Consider the following 16,061-nt stretch of genomic DNA (forward strand, 5'->3'; position numbering starts at 1 on the left):
CGACGCTGGGAAGGCCCCACTGGCGAGAGAAGAGGCCGATCATGAGGCGAGCAACGGTCAGCGATGTCATGACCACCGACGTGGTCACGGTCCGTCCCGAGACCCCGTTCAACGAGATCGCCCGGATACTGACCCTGCGCGGGATCAGCGGGGTACCCGTCCTCGGGGCCGACGACCGGGTGCTCGGCGTGGTCTCCGAGAACGACCTGCTGCGCAAGGAGGAGTTCAAGTCGCCGTTGGAGGACACCCCGCGGTTCTTCGAGACCCCGCGCCACCGCAAGAGCCGGGAGCAGGCGGAGGGCAGCACCGCGGCCGAGGTGATGAACACGCCGGCGATCGCGGTGACACCGCCGACCACGCTCGTGGAGGCCGCCCGGCTGATGGCGATGCGCGGCTTCAAGCGGCTGCCCGTCGTGGACGAGAACGAGCGGCTGGTGGGCATCGTGACCCGCAGGGACCTGCTGCGCGTCTTCCTGCGCAGCGACGAGGACATCCGCGACGAGGTGGTCGGCGAGGTCCTGCGCCACTACCTGTGGCAGGACGTCAGGCTTCTGCAGGTCGATGTCTGCGACGGCGTGGTCGTGCTGAAGGGTCGGCTGGACGCGAAAAGCCTCATCCCCATCGCCGTACGCCTGACCGCCGCGGTCGAAGGGGTCGTTCGCGTGGTCGACGAGCTGACCTTCGAGCTGGACGACACCGCCTCCGGCACCCAGCGACACCGAAGGTAGCGAGATGCCCGGCGGCGAGCCCGAGACCGCGCCGGTCCGCACGGACGTCCCCATGGAGGATCCCGAGGCGCGGGATCCACGCGAGTCCGTCACCCTGCTGCTGCGAGACCTACGGACCCGCGCGGATGGCCTGGCCGCCATGGAGGCGGCCCGCAGGCTGGTCGTCCAAGGTCCGAACGAGCTGAGCCGGCGACGCGGCAGGCACTGGACCCGCGAACTGTCCGCACAGTTCACCCACCCGCTGGCGTTGTTGCTGTGGACGGCCGCCGGCCTGGCCCTGGTGGCCGGGACACCGGCACTGAGCGTGGCGATCGTCGCGGTGATCCTGGTGAACGCGGCGTTCGCGTTCGCGCAGGAACAGCAGGCCGAGCGAGCCGTCGAGGCACTCGCCCGCTACATCCCGTCCCGGGCCATGACGATCCGGGACGGCCGCCGCCAACTCGTCGACGCCCGCGACCTGGTCCCCGGCGACGTACTGATCATCGAGGAGGGTGATCGGATTCCGGCCGACGCGCGCATCCTCGAAGGCTCGGTCGAGGTCGACCTGTCCACGCTGAACGGGGAGTCGATGCCGGCGTACCGCTCCGCCGAGTTCGTCGACACCACGGGCCCGCTGCTCGACGCGCGTGACCTGCTCTTCAGCGGCACCTCCTGTACCGGCGGCGAGGCGAAGGTACTGGTGTTCGCCACCGGCATGCGGACCGAGCTGGGCCGGATCGCGGCGCTCTCCCAGCGCGTCGGCCGCGAGGACAGCCCACTGGAACGGCAGGTCAAGCGGGTCGCCTGGCTGATCGCGGCGGTCGCCGTCGGCGTCGGGGTGGCATTCCTGCCGCTGGGAACCCTGGCGGCCGGGCTTCCGCTGGGCGACGCGCTGACCTTCGCGATCGGGCTGCTGGTCGCCAACGTGCCCGAGGGCCTGCTGCCGACGATCACCCTGGCACTGGCCGTGGGCGTACGGCGACTCGCCCGATCGGGGGCGGTGGTCAAGCGGCTCAGCGCCGTGGAGACCCTGGGCTCCACCACGACCATCTGCACCGACAAGACCGGCACGCTCACGCAGAACCGGATGAGCGTCACCGGCCTCTGGGCACCTGGCGGCGGACAGATCGAGCTGAACAGGGCCGACCCGGGGGACGGCGTGCCCGCACTGCCGCTGATCGCCCGTGCGCTCGGTGCCTGCAACAACGCCGAACTGAACGCGGCCGGGCCCGAGCAGGCCACCGGCGACCCGACCGAGATCGCACTGCTCCAGGCGGCCACCGAGCTCGGCGCCGTCGTCTCCCCCGCCGACCGCGCCCGGGACCGCCGCCGCCAGTTCCATTTCGATCCGGCGTTGCGGCTGATGTCGACCATCGACGAGCTCGACGGGCGCCTGTGGGTGCACACCAAGGGAGCGCCCGAGAACGTGCTCGCCCGCGTCTCCCACCTCCCCGGCCCTGACGGCGACGATCGTCCGCTCGGCCAGGGGGAACGGGAGGAGATCTCTCAAGTCGTGGCCGACTACGCGTCACAGGGGCTGCGGCTCATCGCCGTCGCCCGGCGGGACCTCGGCCCGGACTCGGCGATCCCCGCTCGACGCGAGGACGCAGAGCGGGACCTGACTTTGCTCGGCGTGGTCGCGATGTTCGACCCGCCACGCCCCGAGGTCGCCGCCGCCGTCACCCGTTGCCACACCGCCGGGATACGGCTCATCGTGGTGACCGGCGACCACGGCCTTACCGCGGCCGAGATCGCCCGCCGCGTCGGCATCGGCCGGAACGGCGCACAGGTCGTCACCGGCGACCAGCTGGAGAAGATGAGCGACCAGGATCTCGACCGGCTGCTCGCCGAAGGCAACGAACTGATCTTCGCGCGCAGTTCTCCCGAGGCCAAGTTGCGGATCGCCGATGCTCTTCGAGCGCAGGGCCAGGTGGTGGCCATGACCGGCGACGGCGTCAACGACGCACCCGCGCTGCGGCGCGCGGACATCGGCGTGGCGATGGGACGCTCGGGCACGGACGTCGCTCGTGAGGCCGCGACCATGGTGCTCACGGACGACAATTTCGCCACCATCGTCACCGCGGTCCAGGCCGGCCGGCAGGTCTACGACAACGTACGCAAGTTCATCCTCTACATCTTCGCCCACGCCACTCCGGAGGTCGTGCCCTTCCTGGTCTTCGCCATGTCCGGCGGTCAGATTCCGCTGCCGCTCACCGTGTTGCAGATCCTGGCGATCGATCTGGGCACCGAGACACTCCCCGCGCTGGCCCTCGGCCGGGAGCCGGCCGAACCCGGGTTGATGGAACGCCCCCCGCGGCCACGCGGCCAAGGGGTCATCCACCGCCGGATGCTGTTCCGTGCCTGGGCGCTGCTCGGCGGAGTGTCGGCCGGCCTGGTCATGGCCGGCTTCTTCCTCACCCTGTACACCGGCGGCTGGCGGCCCGGCGACCCCACCGGGCCGGGCACCGCATGGCACCACCTCTGGCTGCAGGCCACCACCATGAGCTTCCTCGGCATTGTGGCCTGCCAGATCGGCACCGCCTTCGCCGCCCGCACCCAGACCGCGTCACTGCGCTCGATCGGCCTGACCACCAACCGGCTGCTGCTGTGGGGCATGGCCTTCGAGATCGTCTTCGCGGCGGCCGTGATCACCCTGCCCCCGCTGCAGCACGTGTTCGGCACCGCCCTGCCGAACCCCGCGCTGCTGCTGTTGCTGATTCCGTTCCCGCTCGTCGTCTGGGGCGTCGACGAGATCTACCGCCGGCGCCTGCGCCGACGGTAGATCGTCCCGTGGCCGCCCGCCCGGGGATATGCGTCACCGTGCCGCGTCCGCGTCCCCACCCGGAAGAGACCGCACGATCGCCACGGGGCACTTCGCGTGGTGCGCGAGGCCGTGGCCGACCGAACCGGCGAACGGCGCGGCGACCGTGCCCCGCCCCCGGGCGCCGACGACCAGCAGATCGGCGCCCCCGGAGCGCTCCGCCAGCGTCCCGACGGGATGGCCCGGCACGGCACGATCGCTGATCTCAAGGCCGGGATACCTCTCCCGGCAGGACTCCACGGCCTGGTCCAGTCGCTGCTGGGCGTCGGCGAGCGCGCGCCGGATGAGAACGGAGGGGGCGCCGTCGCGCAGCGAGGCGGGCACCGGCCAGATCTCCACGACGTTCAGCAGCGCCTTCCGCGCCACAGCCACTTCGCAGGCGTACTCCAGCGCCGCCCAGGAAATGTGGTAACCGTCGATGCCGACCATGATCTCGCCCCGCGCGTCGGCCGGGTCACCCCTGACCACCACGACGACACCGGGGGTACGGCTCGCGACCCGCAGCCCGGTGGAGCCGAGCAGGAGACCGGTGAAACCGTCGTGTCCGCGGTGCCCGACGACGATCTCACGGCCCCGTGCCGCGTGCGCGCACAGGGCGGCGACGGGAGACTCCGAAGAGAGCTCGGTGGTCACCTCCATCCCGGGTTGCCGCTTCCTCGCCAGTGCGGCGGCGTCGGCCAGGACCAGACTCCGCGGCCGGCCGGAGACGCCCGCGGACGGTCACAACCCGCCCCGGTAGGGCGGAGCGGCATGGACGAGGTGCAGCGGCAGGCCGCGCGCCGCGGCCGCTCCCGACGCCCAGACGACCGCGCGGTCGGCGGCCGGCGACCCGTCGGTACCGACGACGATGGGCTCCACGTTGATCTTCTTCCCGGGGTTCTCAGGAGGCCACGGAGATGTACTCGATGAGGTCGGCGAGCCGGTTGGTGTAACCCCACTCGTTGTCGTACCAGCCATAGACCTTGATCAGATCGCCGTTGGCCTGGGTCAGGGAGGAGTCGAAGACGCACGAGGACGCGTCTCCGACGACATCCCGGGAGACGACGGGTTCGGTGGTGTATCTGATGATCCGGGCCAGGCCGGGACCGACCTCGTGGAAGGCCGCGTTGACCTCACCGGCGGTGACCTCCGTCTCCAGCACGCAGGCCAGATCGACCAGTGAGCCGTCCTCGACCGGCACCCGCAACGCCATTCCGTCGAACCGTCCTTCGAGCTCGGGGATCACCAGGCCGACGGCCTTGGCGGCGCCCGTGCTGGTGGGGATCATGTTGACGCCGGCCGAGCGGCCCCGGCGCAGATCCCTGTGCGGGGAGTCGAGCAGCACCTGGTCGTTGGTGTAGCCGTGGATGGTCGTCATGTAGCCCTTGACGATGCCGAACGCGTCATTGAGCACCTTGGCCATCGGCGCGACACAGTTCGTCGTGCACGAGGCGTTGGACACCACGTCGTGCCGGGCGGCGTCATAGGTCTCCTCGTTGACACCCATCACGATCGTCGCGTCCGCGTTCTTGCCGGGCGCCGAGAGGACGACCTTCCTGGCCCCTGACTTGAGATGTAGTGCGGCGTCGTCCCTTTCGCGGAACCGGCCGGTCGACTCGATGACGATGTCGGCCCCGTATGCGCCCCAGTCCAGGTCCGCAGGGTCGCGTTCGGAGGTCACCGGGATCGTCCGGCCGTCCACCACCAGCGCCGCACCGCGCACCGCGACATCCCAGCCGAGCGGGCCATAGGTCGAGTCGTACCTGAGCAGATATGCCAGCGTCGCCGGGTCGGTGACGTCATTGATCGCGACTACCTCATGACCCCGGTCCAGTGCGCACCGCAGGTAGTTGCGGCCGATGCGGCCGAAGCCGTTGATCCCGATCCGAGTGCTCATCTCCGCCTCCTCAAGGTCACCACTCCCAGAATCGGCGATTCGACCCGCGTCTCCCAGTGCCGAAGGTCCCTGCGGATGAGATGACCGAACCCCGGCCGGAGAGGTGCGCCACCGTTTCGTCGTCGCGCGCTTCGCCGGGGTGCCGCACCCACCGTCAGAGGACTTTGGGAGGGGTCGGTGAGACGTCGTCCCAGAGCGCCGTCAGGTGGTTCCTGAGCTGGATGACGCCGTCCACCCGTCCGATCGCCTCGGCGAGCGGCCCGATGACCACCCGGCGCTCGACGTTGCCATGGAGGTCGACGATCCCCCGCACGACGGTCACCGTGAAGCCACCGGGGTCCAGGGCGAAGCCGTCCTCGATGACGTCCGCCAGAATCTCCCGGCGGATGTCCTCATCTGGGCGTTGGTACACCGCCAGCAGGTCGGATCTGCTCAGCATCCCCTTCAGACGGCCGTTCCCGGCATCGACCACGGGAAGCTGGTGGATCCCGCGCCGGTGCATCAGACGCGCCGCCTCCCGTGCCGGAGTGGCCGGAGTCACCGTCACGGCCGGCGAGCTCATCACTTCGCCGGCGGTCGTCCCGGCCGCCTTGCGATGGTCCCGTCGCCGTAGGAAGCGGCCGAAGGGACGCGCGTAGGGAGGTCCTCCCGCCTCCTTGAGCAGGAGATCGTCCTCCGACACGATGCCGACGACGTGATCGCCCTCGTCGATCACCGGCATGGAGGCGAGATCGTACCGGCGCACCACCGCGACCATCTCGGCGAAAGTGGCGTTCTCCCGCACGGCGATCACCCGGTCGGTCATCAGTTCCCTCACGGAAATGCTCATGATGCGCCTCTCTGACTCGGGCCTCCTCCCCTCAGCGTCGCATCCGGGAGCAGAAGGCCTTCAGCGGCTAAGGTCCTCAGATGGCGGGTCTTCGGCCCCCGCCACCTGCGAGTCCACCGCCGGGGCCCGGTGCACGGGGCGCAGCGCGACTGCCGTGACCTTGTACTCGGGGCAGCCGGTGATCGTGTCGGTGTGAGCCGAGGTGAGCTGGTTGCTCGGGGTGCCGGGGAAGTGGAAGGCGGCGAACACCTCACCGGGCGCGACCTCTCCGGTGACGCGGGCGGGAAGGACGAGGGAACCGCGGCGGCTGGTGATCTCGACGAGGTCGTCGTCCTGGACGGCGAGCCTGTCCGCGTCCGCGGGGCTGATGTCGAGTGTCTCCTCGAAGAGCAGTTCGGTGTTGGCCGTCCGGCGCGTCATCGAACCGGTGTTGTAGTGCGCCAGCCGGCGGCCGGTGACCAGAACGTAGGGGAACCTGCCGTCCGGCTGCTCGCCGGGCGGCAGGTACGGGCGTGCGGCGAGTGCCGCGCGCCCGGTCGGGGTGGCGAAGCGGCCCAGGTAGAGGGCTGCTTCGCCCGGATCATCGGGGCCGTGGCAGGGCCAGTGCAGCGGGCCGTCGCGGTCCAGCCGGGCAGCGCGGACAGGACATGGCCGGTGTCGGGATCGGTCTGGGCGATGTCCTCGCCGATGACGTACAGCGCCTTGAGGCGACCGCTGACCGCGGCGTCGAACATCTGCGGGATCCGCAGGCCTGGCCGGTCGGGTACGGGTCGGCCCCAGGCGCGTGCGAAGCGTTCGCGCACCGAGGTGTCGGTGACCGGCTGGTAGCCGGGCAGCAGGTCGGGGAGCGCCCCCATGTCGGAGGCGCCTTGGACGTTGTTCTGCCCGCGCAGCGGTAACACCCCGCAGCAGCCCAGGGTTCCGACCGCGCCCTTGAGGATCGCCAGATTGGCCAGCGTGCGCACCCCGTCGGTGCCATGGGCGTGTTCGGTGATTCCCAGCCCGTAGACGATGGCCGGCCGGCGCGCACCACCGTACAGGCGGGCGGCCGCCAGGAGGCCCTCCGGCGGCACGCCGGCGATCCGCGCCACCCGGTCGGGCGGGTAGTCGCTCAGCAGTGCCGTGAGTTCGGTCAGCCCGGTCGCCCGCCCGGCGAGGAAGTCCCGGTCGGTGAGTCCCTCGTCGATGAGCACCCGCGCGAGCCCGTTGAAGACGGCGACGTTCGAACCCGGTCTGCCCCGCAGGTGCACGTCGGCGAGCACGGCGAGTTCGGTGCTGCGGGGGTCGATCACGATGAGGCGGGCACCGCCCAGGACGCGCTGCTTGATGCGGGCTCCCACGACCGGGTGCGCTTCGGTGGGATTCGCCCCGGCGAGCAGGAAGCAGTCGGCGTCGTCGAGGTCGTCGAGCGAGTTGGTGCCGCCCGCCAGGCCGAACGTGGCGGTGAGCCCTGCCGCCGAAGGCGCATGACACAGCCGTGAGCAGTTGTCGACGTTGTTGGTGCCGATCACGCTGCGCGCGAACTTCTGCACGAGGTAGTTCTCCTCGTTGGTGGCCCTGGCCGAGGAGATGAACCCGATCGCGTCGGCTCCGTGATCGTGCCGGAGTGCGGAGAGGCGTTCGGCGACCAGGCCGACGGCCTCCGCCCAGGACGCCGGTTCGAGCGGGGACCCCCGTCCTCCGCGGCGGACCAGCGGCGTCGTGAGCCGCTCCCGTGAACGGGCGAAGGCGTGCGCGAAGCGCCCCTTGACGCAGGCGTGGCCCCGGTTGACCGGCGCGTCATGGACCGGGGTGATGGCGGCCACGGCCTCGTCCCGGACGTGGACCCGGAGCGTGCAGCCCACTCCGCAGTATCCGCAGGTCGTGGTCACCGCCCGGGCCATGGGGCGGGGGTCGAGGAAACCGGGTTCGGACAGCGCGCCGGTCGGGCAGCTGTCGACACAGCCGCCGCATCCCACGCAGGGTGAGGACACCCACGGCTCACCCGCCCCCGCCGTCACGACGGTATCGAACCCGCGTCCGGTGAGCTCCAGTGCGAACGTGCCCTGCACTTCCGCGCACATCCGCACGCATCGCCCGCAGGCGATGCACAGGTCACGGTCCAGCTTGACGTACGGGTGCGAGTGGTCGGCACCGGCCGTGTGCCCGGCACCGCCGAACTCGGTCCCGGTCACGCCGAGCTCCCGGCAGGCCCGTACCAGTTCGCTCCGGTCCGCCGGGACCTCCAGCGCCCGGGGCGGCAGCTCCGAGACGATCATTTCCAGGGAGCCCCGGGCCGCTCGGCGGGCCCGCGGATCATCCGGGTGCACGACCATGCCGTCGGCTGCGGGCGTGGTGCAGGCGGCCACCACCAGGCCGGGTTCGACTCCGACCAGGCACACCCGGCACGAGCCCTGCGGGGAGAGCCGGTCGTCGTCGCACAAGGCCGGCAACCAGATGCCCGCGGCGCGGACGGCCTCCAGCACGCTGGCCCGCTCCGGCAGCTCGACAAGAACCTCGCCCACCCGCAGGCGCATCACGAAGCACCGCTTTCCAGATCGTCCCGGTAAACCCGCACCAGGCTGCGTACCGAGCCGGGCACATTGCGGCCGAACGCGCACAGGCTGCCGACCTGCATGACCTGCGCCACCCGCTCCTGGGTCGCCAGCGCCGCATCGACCTGCCCGGCCGGCGCGGCGGCGATCCGCTCCGCGAGCTCGAGGCCGCGCCGCGAACCCACCCGGCACGGCACGCAGGCACCGCAGCTCTCCGATGCGGCGAACGACCACACGTGGCGGAGCAGCTCACCTGCCGGCACGTCGGTGTCGACCGCGACGAGACTGCCGTGGCCCAGCGCCACCCCGGCCTCGGCGAGCGCCCCCGCGCTGAGCGGGACGTGCGTCTCCGCCGGGGAGAGGAAACCTCCCAGCGGCCCGCCGATCTGCACGGCCCGCAGGGTGCGTCCTTCGCGCAGTCCCCCGCCGAGATCCTCGACGATGAGGCGCAGCGGCACGCCGAACTCGACTTCGTACACTCCAGGCCGGCGGAAGCGCTCGCTCAGGCACACCAGCTTGGTGCCCGGCTCGTCCGGCAGACCCAGGCGCCGGTACGCCGCGCCGCCATGGCGGACGATCCACGGCACCGCGGCGAGCGTCTCCACGTTGTTCACCGCGGTCGGTCTCCCGCCGACGCCTCGGCTGGTCGGGTAGGGAGGCCGGGCACGGGCACTCCCCCGCAACCCCTGCAGCAGGTGCAGCAGCGCCGTCTCCTCACCCGCCACGTAGGAGCCCGCGCCCTCGACCACCTCCACGTCGAAGCCGAATCCGGACCCGTGGACGTCGGCACCCAGATGACCGGACGCCCTCGCCTCCGTGACGGCCGTGCGCATCCGCGCCAGGGCCGCCGGATACTCCGAACGCACCAGGACGACTCCGCGGGCGGCACCGACGGCGAAGCCGGCCAACGCCAGGCCCTCCAGAACCCGGTGGGGATCGCCTTCCATCAGGAGGCGATCACAGAACGAGCCCGGGTCGCCCTCGTCGCCGTTGGCGACCACATAGCGGGGAGCCGGCCCCGCCGCCGCGGCGGACCACTTCACCGTCACCGGGAACTCGGCTCCCCCGCGGCCCCGCAGGCCGGCCGCGCCCACCTCGGCGATCACCCGCTCCGCCCCTGCCGCCAGCGCCTCCGGCCACGCCTCCCACGCCCCCTCTTCGCCGATCAGCCCGGCGAGGAGCACGGCACGTGAACTCGCATTCTGGTACGGCACCGGCGGTGCACCATCGGACACATCAGGCAATTCGGAGCGAATGCCCTGGCGGGTGGTGCGAGCGCCGCCGGTCGCCTCCGTCAGCAGACCGTCCAGAGCCGGACCGGCCCGCGGCACCCGGCCATCCAGAGCCGCAGGCGAGGCGTAGCAGTATCCAAGGCAGTGCACGACCTGCAACGACACGGATCCATCCGGAGCACGATCACCACGGCCGACGCCGAGCGCCACCTCGAGCCGATCTATGTGGCGACCCAGCGTGGACACGAAACACGACGTCCCCTCACACACACGAACATGACGCCGGCCCTGCCCCCCGCCCGCGAAGTCCGCGTAGAAGGACGCGGTACCGGACACCGCCGCGACCGGCCAGCCCAGCTCCCCGGCGACGCGGCGAACGTCGTCAGCCCGGACGACTCCGTGTGCCGCCTTCGCACGCCGCAGCCCCTCGCCTGCGGAGACCCCCGATCCCCCGAAGCGCTCCTGCCATTCGACGAACCCTTCTCGGAACCTGTTCATCCGCTCCCCCGTCGGCGGTGTCCGGTCCGAGGGACCGGCCCTCCGACCTCCCCTGAAGGATGCCGCGACCAGGTTGTACCCAACGGAGCGTCACCACATCGCGGCAGATCGACACGCCGGCCCTGCTCCGCGGACCGGGCGGAGCCTGAGAAGTGGCCAAGGTCCCGCCGGCCGGGGTCTCTCGGCTCTGCGCCGGCACCCGGCCGCCGGGCGAGGATGCAGGTGGACAAGGAGGCCGATCATGCAGATCTTCCCGGCACAGCGGTGCGTGGTCGTCGGTGTCGACGGCTCCCCGAACTCGATGGCCGCGCTCCAGCGGGGGGCGAGGGAGGCCCAGGAGCGGCACGCCAGGCTCGACGTCATCCGCGTCATATCCCCCACCGGCTCGCCGGCGTTCCTGGGAACGGCCGCCGCCTGGCTGCGGCTGCGCGCGCTGGTGGCGAACGCACTGCCCACCTCCCAGCACCTCACCACCCGGCTGCGCATCGTCCACGGTGACCCGGTGAAGGCGCTCGTCCGGGCCGCCCGGGGCGCCGACCTGCTGGTCATCGGAGCGCGGGAGGGTTCTGAGCACGGCAACCCGCTCGGCGGAGCCACCATCCCGGCCGTGGTGTCCGGAGCGCCGTGCAGGGTCGTCATCTGCGAGGGCGCGGCCACGGCCATCCGGGAGCGGTGATGATCCGGCTCAGCGAGGTGGAGGCGGTGATCTTCGATACCGACGGGGTCGTCACCGACACCGCGCGGTTGCACGCGGCCGCCTGGAAGGTGGTCTTCGACGCCTTCCTGCGGGGCCGGGCCATCGCGGCCGGCACGGAGTACCGTCCCTTCGACGAGCACGCCGACTATCTGCGCTACGTGGACGGCAAGCCCAGATCCGAGGGGATACGGGACTTTCTCACCTCGCGTGGGGTCCAGGCCGGCGGCCGTGCCGTCGCGGAGATGGGGGACCGCAAGGACGCCCTCTACATGGACCAGGTCAGGCACGGCGGCGTCGTCGCGTTCCCCTCGTCGGTCGCCCTGGTCCGTGCCCTGCGCAGCCGCCACGTCCGCACCGCCGTGGTCTCGGCAAGCCGCAACTGCGCCGAGGTCCTGAGCAGGGCGGGGGTCTCCGGGCTGTTCGACGTCCGGGTGGACGGTGTCGAGTCCGCCCGGCTGGGGCTGGCGGGCAAACCCGACCCCGCGCTGTTCCTGGAGGCGGCCCGCCGCCTCGGCGTCCCCCCGGAGCGGACCGCGGTCGTCGAGGACGCGCTGGCCGGAGTGTCCGCCGGACGGCGGGGCGGGTTCGGCCTGGTGATCGGCGTCGACCGCAACGGGCAGGCGCCCGCCCTCCTGGCGAGCGGCGCGGACCTCGTCGTCGCGGACCTGTCCGAACTGACATCCGACGGGAGTGACCGTGAGCCGCTGGCTGCTGACCTATGACGGCTACGACCCCCGGGGGGAGGCACTTCGTGAGGCGCTCTGCACGCTGGGCAACGGCTACTTCGCGACACGGGGCGCCGCCCCCGAGTCGGCCGCCGACAGGATCCACTATCCCGGAACCTACCTCGCGGGCTGCTACGACCGGCTGACCTCCGAGGTCGGCGGCCGTGCGCTGGAGAACGAGGACCTCGTCAACGCCCCGAACTGGCTGCCGCTGACCTTCCGGGCCGAGGGCGGCGACTGGTTCACCCTCGACGCCGCCGGACTGCTGTCCTGCTGGCAGCAGCTGGACCTCCGGCGCGGGGTCCTCACCCGTACCGTCCGGGTCCGGGACGCCGCCGGGCGCACCAGCCGGGTCACCCAGCGCAGGCTGGTGTCCATGGACGACCCGCATGTGGCCGCGCTGGAGACCACGATCGTGGCGGAGGACTGGTCGGGACGGATGGAGATCCGCAGCGGGCTCGACGGCCGGGTCGTCAACGACGGCGTCGCCCGCTACCGCGACCTGTCCGGTGAGCACCTGCGGCCGGACGGCGAGGGCACCGAGGGTGAGGTGATGTGGCTGCGTACCCGCACCGCGACCTCGCAGATCGCCGTGGCGGTCGCCGCGCGGACCCGGGTGATCGGCGCGGAGCCGGAGCGGGCGGCGCAGCGGCGGCGTGGGCAGGTCAGCTGCGACCTGATGCTGGAGGCGGCCGAAGGCGTGCCGATGACCGTGGAGAAGGTCGCCACGGTGTTCACCTCCAAGGACCGGGCCATCTCCGAATGCGCCGTGGCGGCGAGGGCGCACGTGCGGCGCGCGGCGGGCTTCGACGAGCTGCTGGAACGGCACGCGCTGGCCTGGGGAAGGATCTGGCGGCGCTGCCGGATCTCCCTCGACCACGAGGACTCCCAGCGGGTGCTCAACCTGCACATGTTCCACCTGCTGCAGACCGTCTCCGAGCACAGCGTCGACCTGGACGCCGGCGCGCCCGCCCGAGGCCTGCACGGTGAGGCCTACCGGGGGCACGTGTTCTGGGACGAGCTGTTCATCATGCCGTTCCTGAGCCTGCGCTTCCCCGAGATCGCCCGGTCGCTGCTGATGTACCGGTGGCGGCGGCTGCCCGAGGCCCGCTGGGCCGCCCGGGAGGCCGGGCTGACCGGCGCGATGTACCCCTGGCAGAGCGGCAGCGACGGCCGCGAGGAGACCCAGCGGCTGCACCTCAACCCGCGTTCGGGACGATGGCTGCCCGACCATTCCCGGCTGCAGCGGCACGTGGGGCTCGCCGTCGCCTGCAACGTGTGGCGGTTCCACGAGGCCACCGGCGACCTCGAGTTCCTGGCCGAGTACGGCGCCGAGATCCTGTTCGAGGTCGCCCGCTTCTTCGCCGGGCTGGCCACCTACGACCACGCGCTGGACCGCTACGAGATCCGGGGCGTGATGGGACCCGACGAGTACCACGACGGGTACCCCGACCGCACGGAACCGGGGCTGGACAACAACGCCTACACCAACGTGATGACCGTCTGGGTGCTGCGCCGCGCCCTGGACGTGCTCACCATGCTGCCCGAGGACCGCGCCGCGGAACTACGCGAACGGCTGGCGCTGACGCCTGCGGAGCTCACCCGGTTCGAGGACGTGAGCCGCAAGATGCGCCTGGTCTTCCACCAGGGCGTCCTGAGCCAGTTCGAGGGCTACGACACGCTGGCCGAGCTGGACTGGGCGGCCTACCGGGAGAAGTACGGGGACGTACGGCGGCTGGACCGGATCATGGAGGCCGAGGGCGACAGCACCAACCGGTACCAGGTGTCCAAGCAGGCCGACGTGCTCATGCTGTTCTACCTCCTGTCCCCCGGCGAACTCGAGGACGTCCTCACCCGGCTCGGCTACGACTACGACTCCGCGCTCATCGCCCGCACGATCGGCTACTACCTCCCCCGCACCAGCCACGGCTCGACGCTCAGCGCGCTCGTCCACGCGTGGCTGCTGGCCCGTACCGACGGCGACGCGGCCTGGCGGCTGTTCCTGGAGACCCTGCACGCCGACATCGACGACGCCCAGCACGGCACGACCGCGGAAGGCGTCCATCTCGGCGCCATGGCCGGCACCGTCGACCTGGTCCAGCGGTGCTTCGCCGGCCTCGAGCCGCGCGGCGACACCCTCTGCCTCAACCCCCGGCTCCCCACCGAGGTCGGCGAACTGCGGTTCGCGCTGCGCTACCGCGGCCACTGGGGCCTGGAGGTGACCTGCCATCAGGACCGGCTGCGGGTGGCGCTGCGGCCCGGCGCCGCCTCGCCCATCGAGGTGGCCGCCGCCGGCCGGACGAAGTCGATCCAGCCCGGGACCACCTGGGAGATCCCCCTGCCGAGCGGTCCCGGCCCCGCCCCTGCCCCCGCGGACCCGTGACCCGTCCCGCCGTCAGCGCTCCGTCACCGTACGGGGACGCACCACAGCAGCACGGTTCCGCCCTGGGCGCCGCCGCGGGTGATGAACGATCCGCCGAGTGCTTCGGCTCGGTTCGCCATGTTGCGCAGTCCGCTGCGGCGGCCGCCGGGGGGTATGCCGATGCCGTCGTCTTCGACCCGCAGGATGAGTTCGTCGCGTACGTCGATCGTGATGTTGACCGCACGGGCCTGGGCGTGCCGGGCGACGTTCGACAGTGCTTCCTGGAGGACGGCCAGGAGTTGCTCGCCGGTCTCTGGATCGACGGCCGTGTCCAGCAGGCCGTCGAGCCGTACGGAGGGGGCGAAGCCGAGGGTCTCGGCGGCGGTGTCGGCGATGGCGTGGATCCGGCTGCGCAGGCCGTGGTCGGCGGGATCGGCCTGCAGGGCGAAGATGGTGGAGCGGACCTGCCGGATGGTGTCGTCGAGGTCGTCGACGGCGCCCTGGACGCGGCGGGCCACCTCGGTCTTCTGCGTGATCTTGATGGCGCTCATCAACGTCATCGCGGTGGCGAACAACCGCTGGATCACCGTGTCATGCAGGTCCTTGGCGATCCGCTCGCGGTCCTCGAGCACCACGATCCGCTCCGCGTCACGGCGGCGTTCGGCCAGCTCCAGCGCGACCGCGGCCTGGGCGGCGAACGGCTCCAGCAGCCGCAGGGTCGCGTCGTTGAACGCCGGCCGGCCGGAATGGTTGACCACCGCCAGCACCCCACGCGCCGACCGCCCCGACCCCAGTGCCACCATCAGACTCGGGCCGAAAGAGAGTTCCGGGGGCGCATGGGGGCCGACCGCGGCCCGGCCGCCGTCTTCCAGCAGCAGCGCGGTGCCCTCACGATAGACCCGGGCGGCCATGGCGTCGCCGAGGGGAATCCGCAGCCCGTGCAAGGCCTCGGCATGCCCGCCGTCCGCCGCGGCCACCACCAGCTCCTCACTCGCCTCATCGGCCAGCGACACCATGGCCAGATCCGCGTCACAGATCTCCCGGGCCCGCCGCGCGATCAGACCCACGACCTCCTCCGGCGCGGTGCCCGACAACAACGCGTTGGAGACCTCCGCCGACGCCTGCAACCAGCGCTCCCGCCGCCGCGCCTCCTGATACAGGCGGGCGTTCTCGATCGCGACCCCGGCGGCGGTGGCCAGCGCGGTCACGATGGCCTCGTCCTCCTCGTCGAACTCACCGCCACCGGCCTTCTCGGTCAGGTAAAGGTTGCCGAACACCTCCTCCCGGACCCGGATCGGTACCCCCAGGAACCGCCGCATCGGCGGATGATGTGCCGGGAAACCCGACGACTCCGGATGCGCGGAGAGGTCCGGCAGGCGCAGCGAATGCGGCTCCTTGATCAGCAGACCCAGGATCCCGTGGCCGTGCGGCCAGTGCCCGATCGCCTCGATCTCCTCCTCGCTGACACCCACGGTGATGAACTGCGCCAGATGGCCACCGCCCTCACCGATCACGCCCAAAGCCCCATAACGGGCATCGACCAGCGCCGACGCCGCCTCGATGATCCGCCGCAGCGCCGTCTCCAGATCCAGATCGCTGCCGATGGAGACCACCGCCTCCAGCAACGCGTGCACCCGATCCCGGGTACCGAGCACGGTGTCGAGCCGCGCCTGCAACTCGGTGAGAAGATCGTCGAGCCTCAGCTGCGGCAAGATCAGCCGCGCGTGCCCCTCATCGGCCCGAACACCCACGGGCTCAGATCCCTTGCCTGACACATCCG

At 71.5% G+C, this 16,061-nt stretch carries 12 protein-coding genes and 1 pseudogene; 5 read left to right on the plus strand and 8 right to left on the minus strand.

Translation table 11 applies throughout. The features are described from left to right. Positions 1-41 precede the first annotated feature (41 nt). The gene (locus ACRYCC_RS30405) at positions 42-728 is read left to right on the plus strand and encodes a CBS domain-containing protein (RefSeq protein ID WP_433817158.1); all 687 of its coding nucleotides are present in this window, start codon (positions 42-44) and stop codon (positions 726-728) included. Between the two features lie 4 nt (positions 729-732). Further along, entirely contained in the window at positions 733-3,489 is a 2,757-nt protein-coding gene (locus ACRYCC_RS30410; RefSeq protein ID WP_433817159.1) for a cation-translocating P-type ATPase, read from the plus strand. Positions 3,490-3,522: 33 nt separating this feature from the next. Here ACRYCC_RS30410 and ACRYCC_RS30415 read toward each other — a convergent pair whose 3' ends face one another. The 7 genes and pseudogenes from ACRYCC_RS30415 to ACRYCC_RS30445 form a co-directional block, all read right to left on the minus strand. Continuing rightward, entirely contained in the window at positions 3,523-3,957 is a 435-nt protein-coding gene (locus ACRYCC_RS30415; RefSeq protein WP_433817222.1) for a universal stress protein, read from the minus strand. 42 nt (positions 3,958-3,999) lie between these two features. Further along, positions 4,000-4,485 (minus strand): annotated as a pseudogene (locus tag ACRYCC_RS30420) (universal stress protein); the annotation flags it as partial. Beyond that, the gene (gene gap, locus ACRYCC_RS30425) at positions 4,409-5,404 is read right to left on the minus strand and encodes a type I glyceraldehyde-3-phosphate dehydrogenase (protein WP_433817160.1); all 996 of its coding nucleotides are present in this window, start codon (positions 5,402-5,404) and stop codon (positions 4,409-4,411) included. The pseudogene ACRYCC_RS30420 and the gene gap, both read right to left, overlap by 77 nt. 154 nt (positions 5,405-5,558) lie before the next feature. After that, on the minus strand, positions 5,559-6,233 hold the full coding sequence (locus ACRYCC_RS30430) for a CBS domain-containing protein (protein WP_433817161.1): 675 nt from the start codon (positions 6,231-6,233) through the stop codon (positions 5,559-5,561). A gap of 60 nt (positions 6,234-6,293) precedes the next feature. Then, a complete protein-coding gene (locus tag ACRYCC_RS30435; protein WP_433817162.1) occupies positions 6,294-6,653 on the minus strand; it encodes a molybdopterin dinucleotide binding domain-containing protein in 360 nt (119 codons plus the stop codon). Next, the gene (locus tag ACRYCC_RS30440; protein WP_433817163.1) at positions 6,650-8,749 is read right to left on the minus strand and encodes a molybdopterin-dependent oxidoreductase; all 2,100 of its coding nucleotides are present in this window, start codon (positions 8,747-8,749) and stop codon (positions 6,650-6,652) included. Before ACRYCC_RS30440 ends, ACRYCC_RS30435 begins: the two co-directional genes overlap by 4 nt. Continuing rightward, entirely contained in the window at positions 8,749-10,497 is a 1,749-nt protein-coding gene (locus ACRYCC_RS30445) for an NAD(P)H-dependent oxidoreductase subunit E (RefSeq protein WP_433817164.1), read from the minus strand. The genes ACRYCC_RS30440 and ACRYCC_RS30445 overlap by 1 nt, the downstream gene beginning before the upstream one ends. A gap of 241 nt (positions 10,498-10,738) precedes the next feature. Between ACRYCC_RS30445 and ACRYCC_RS30450 the strand changes: the two genes are divergently transcribed. From ACRYCC_RS30450 to ACRYCC_RS30460, 3 genes are read left to right on the plus strand one after another with little or no spacing between them, the layout of a single operon-like run. Continuing rightward, complete coding sequence (locus ACRYCC_RS30450) at positions 10,739-11,173, plus strand: universal stress protein (RefSeq protein WP_433817165.1); 435 nt, start codon at positions 10,739-10,741, stop codon at positions 11,171-11,173. Next, entirely contained in the window at positions 11,173-11,916 is a 744-nt protein-coding gene (locus ACRYCC_RS30455) for an HAD family hydrolase (RefSeq protein WP_433817166.1), read from the plus strand. The genes ACRYCC_RS30450 and ACRYCC_RS30455 overlap by 1 nt, the downstream gene beginning before the upstream one ends. After that, positions 11,891-14,302 (plus strand): glycoside hydrolase family 65 protein, encoded by a 2,412-nt coding sequence (locus ACRYCC_RS30460; RefSeq protein WP_433817167.1) that lies wholly within the window; start codon positions 11,891-11,893, stop codon positions 14,300-14,302. Before ACRYCC_RS30455 ends, ACRYCC_RS30460 begins: the two co-directional genes overlap by 26 nt. 23 nt (positions 14,303-14,325) lie before the next feature. On the opposite strand, the gene ACRYCC_RS30465 is transcribed toward ACRYCC_RS30460, so the two are convergent. Beyond that, the gene (locus ACRYCC_RS30465; protein WP_433817168.1) at positions 14,326-16,032 is read right to left on the minus strand and encodes a GAF domain-containing sensor histidine kinase; all 1,707 of its coding nucleotides are present in this window, start codon (positions 16,030-16,032) and stop codon (positions 14,326-14,328) included. Positions 16,033-16,061: the final 29 nt, after the last annotated feature.

Origin of the sequence: Actinomadura scrupuli, from assembly GCF_050971785.1 — a bacterium.
Lineage (GTDB): Bacteria > Actinomycetota > Actinomycetes > Streptosporangiales > Streptosporangiaceae > Actinomadura_E > Actinomadura_E scrupuli.

Bases quoted from the DNA above. Each gene is read 5' to 3' on its own strand.
- ACRYCC_RS30405 (WP_433817158.1), top strand. From the start codon at position 42: ATGAGGCGAGCAACGGTCAGCGATGTCATGACCACCGACGTGGTCACG.
- ACRYCC_RS30410 (WP_433817159.1), top strand. From the start codon at position 733: ATGCCCGGCGGCGAGCCCGAGACCGCGCCGGTCCGCACGGACGTCCCC.
- ACRYCC_RS30415 (WP_433817222.1), bottom strand. From the start codon at position 3,957: ATGGTCGGCATCGACGGTTACCACATTTCCTGGGCGGCGCTGGAGTAC.
- gap (WP_433817160.1), bottom strand. From the start codon at position 5,404: ATGAGCACTCGGATCGGGATCAACGGCTTCGGCCGCATCGGCCGCAAC.
- ACRYCC_RS30430 (WP_433817161.1), bottom strand. From the start codon at position 6,233: ATGAGCATTTCCGTGAGGGAACTGATGACCGACCGGGTGATCGCCGTG.
- ACRYCC_RS30435 (WP_433817162.1), bottom strand. From the start codon at position 6,653: ATGACGCGCCGGACGGCCAACACCGAACTGCTCTTCGAGGAGACACTC.
- ACRYCC_RS30440 (WP_433817163.1), bottom strand. From the start codon at position 8,749: ATGCGCCTGCGGGTGGGCGAGGTTCTTGTCGAGCTGCCGGAGCGGGCC.
- ACRYCC_RS30445 (WP_433817164.1), bottom strand. From the start codon at position 10,497: ATGAACAGGTTCCGAGAAGGGTTCGTCGAATGGCAGGAGCGCTTCGGG.
- ACRYCC_RS30450 (WP_433817165.1), top strand. From the start codon at position 10,739: ATGCAGATCTTCCCGGCACAGCGGTGCGTGGTCGTCGGTGTCGACGGC.
- ACRYCC_RS30455 (WP_433817166.1), top strand. From the start codon at position 11,173: ATGATCCGGCTCAGCGAGGTGGAGGCGGTGATCTTCGATACCGACGGG.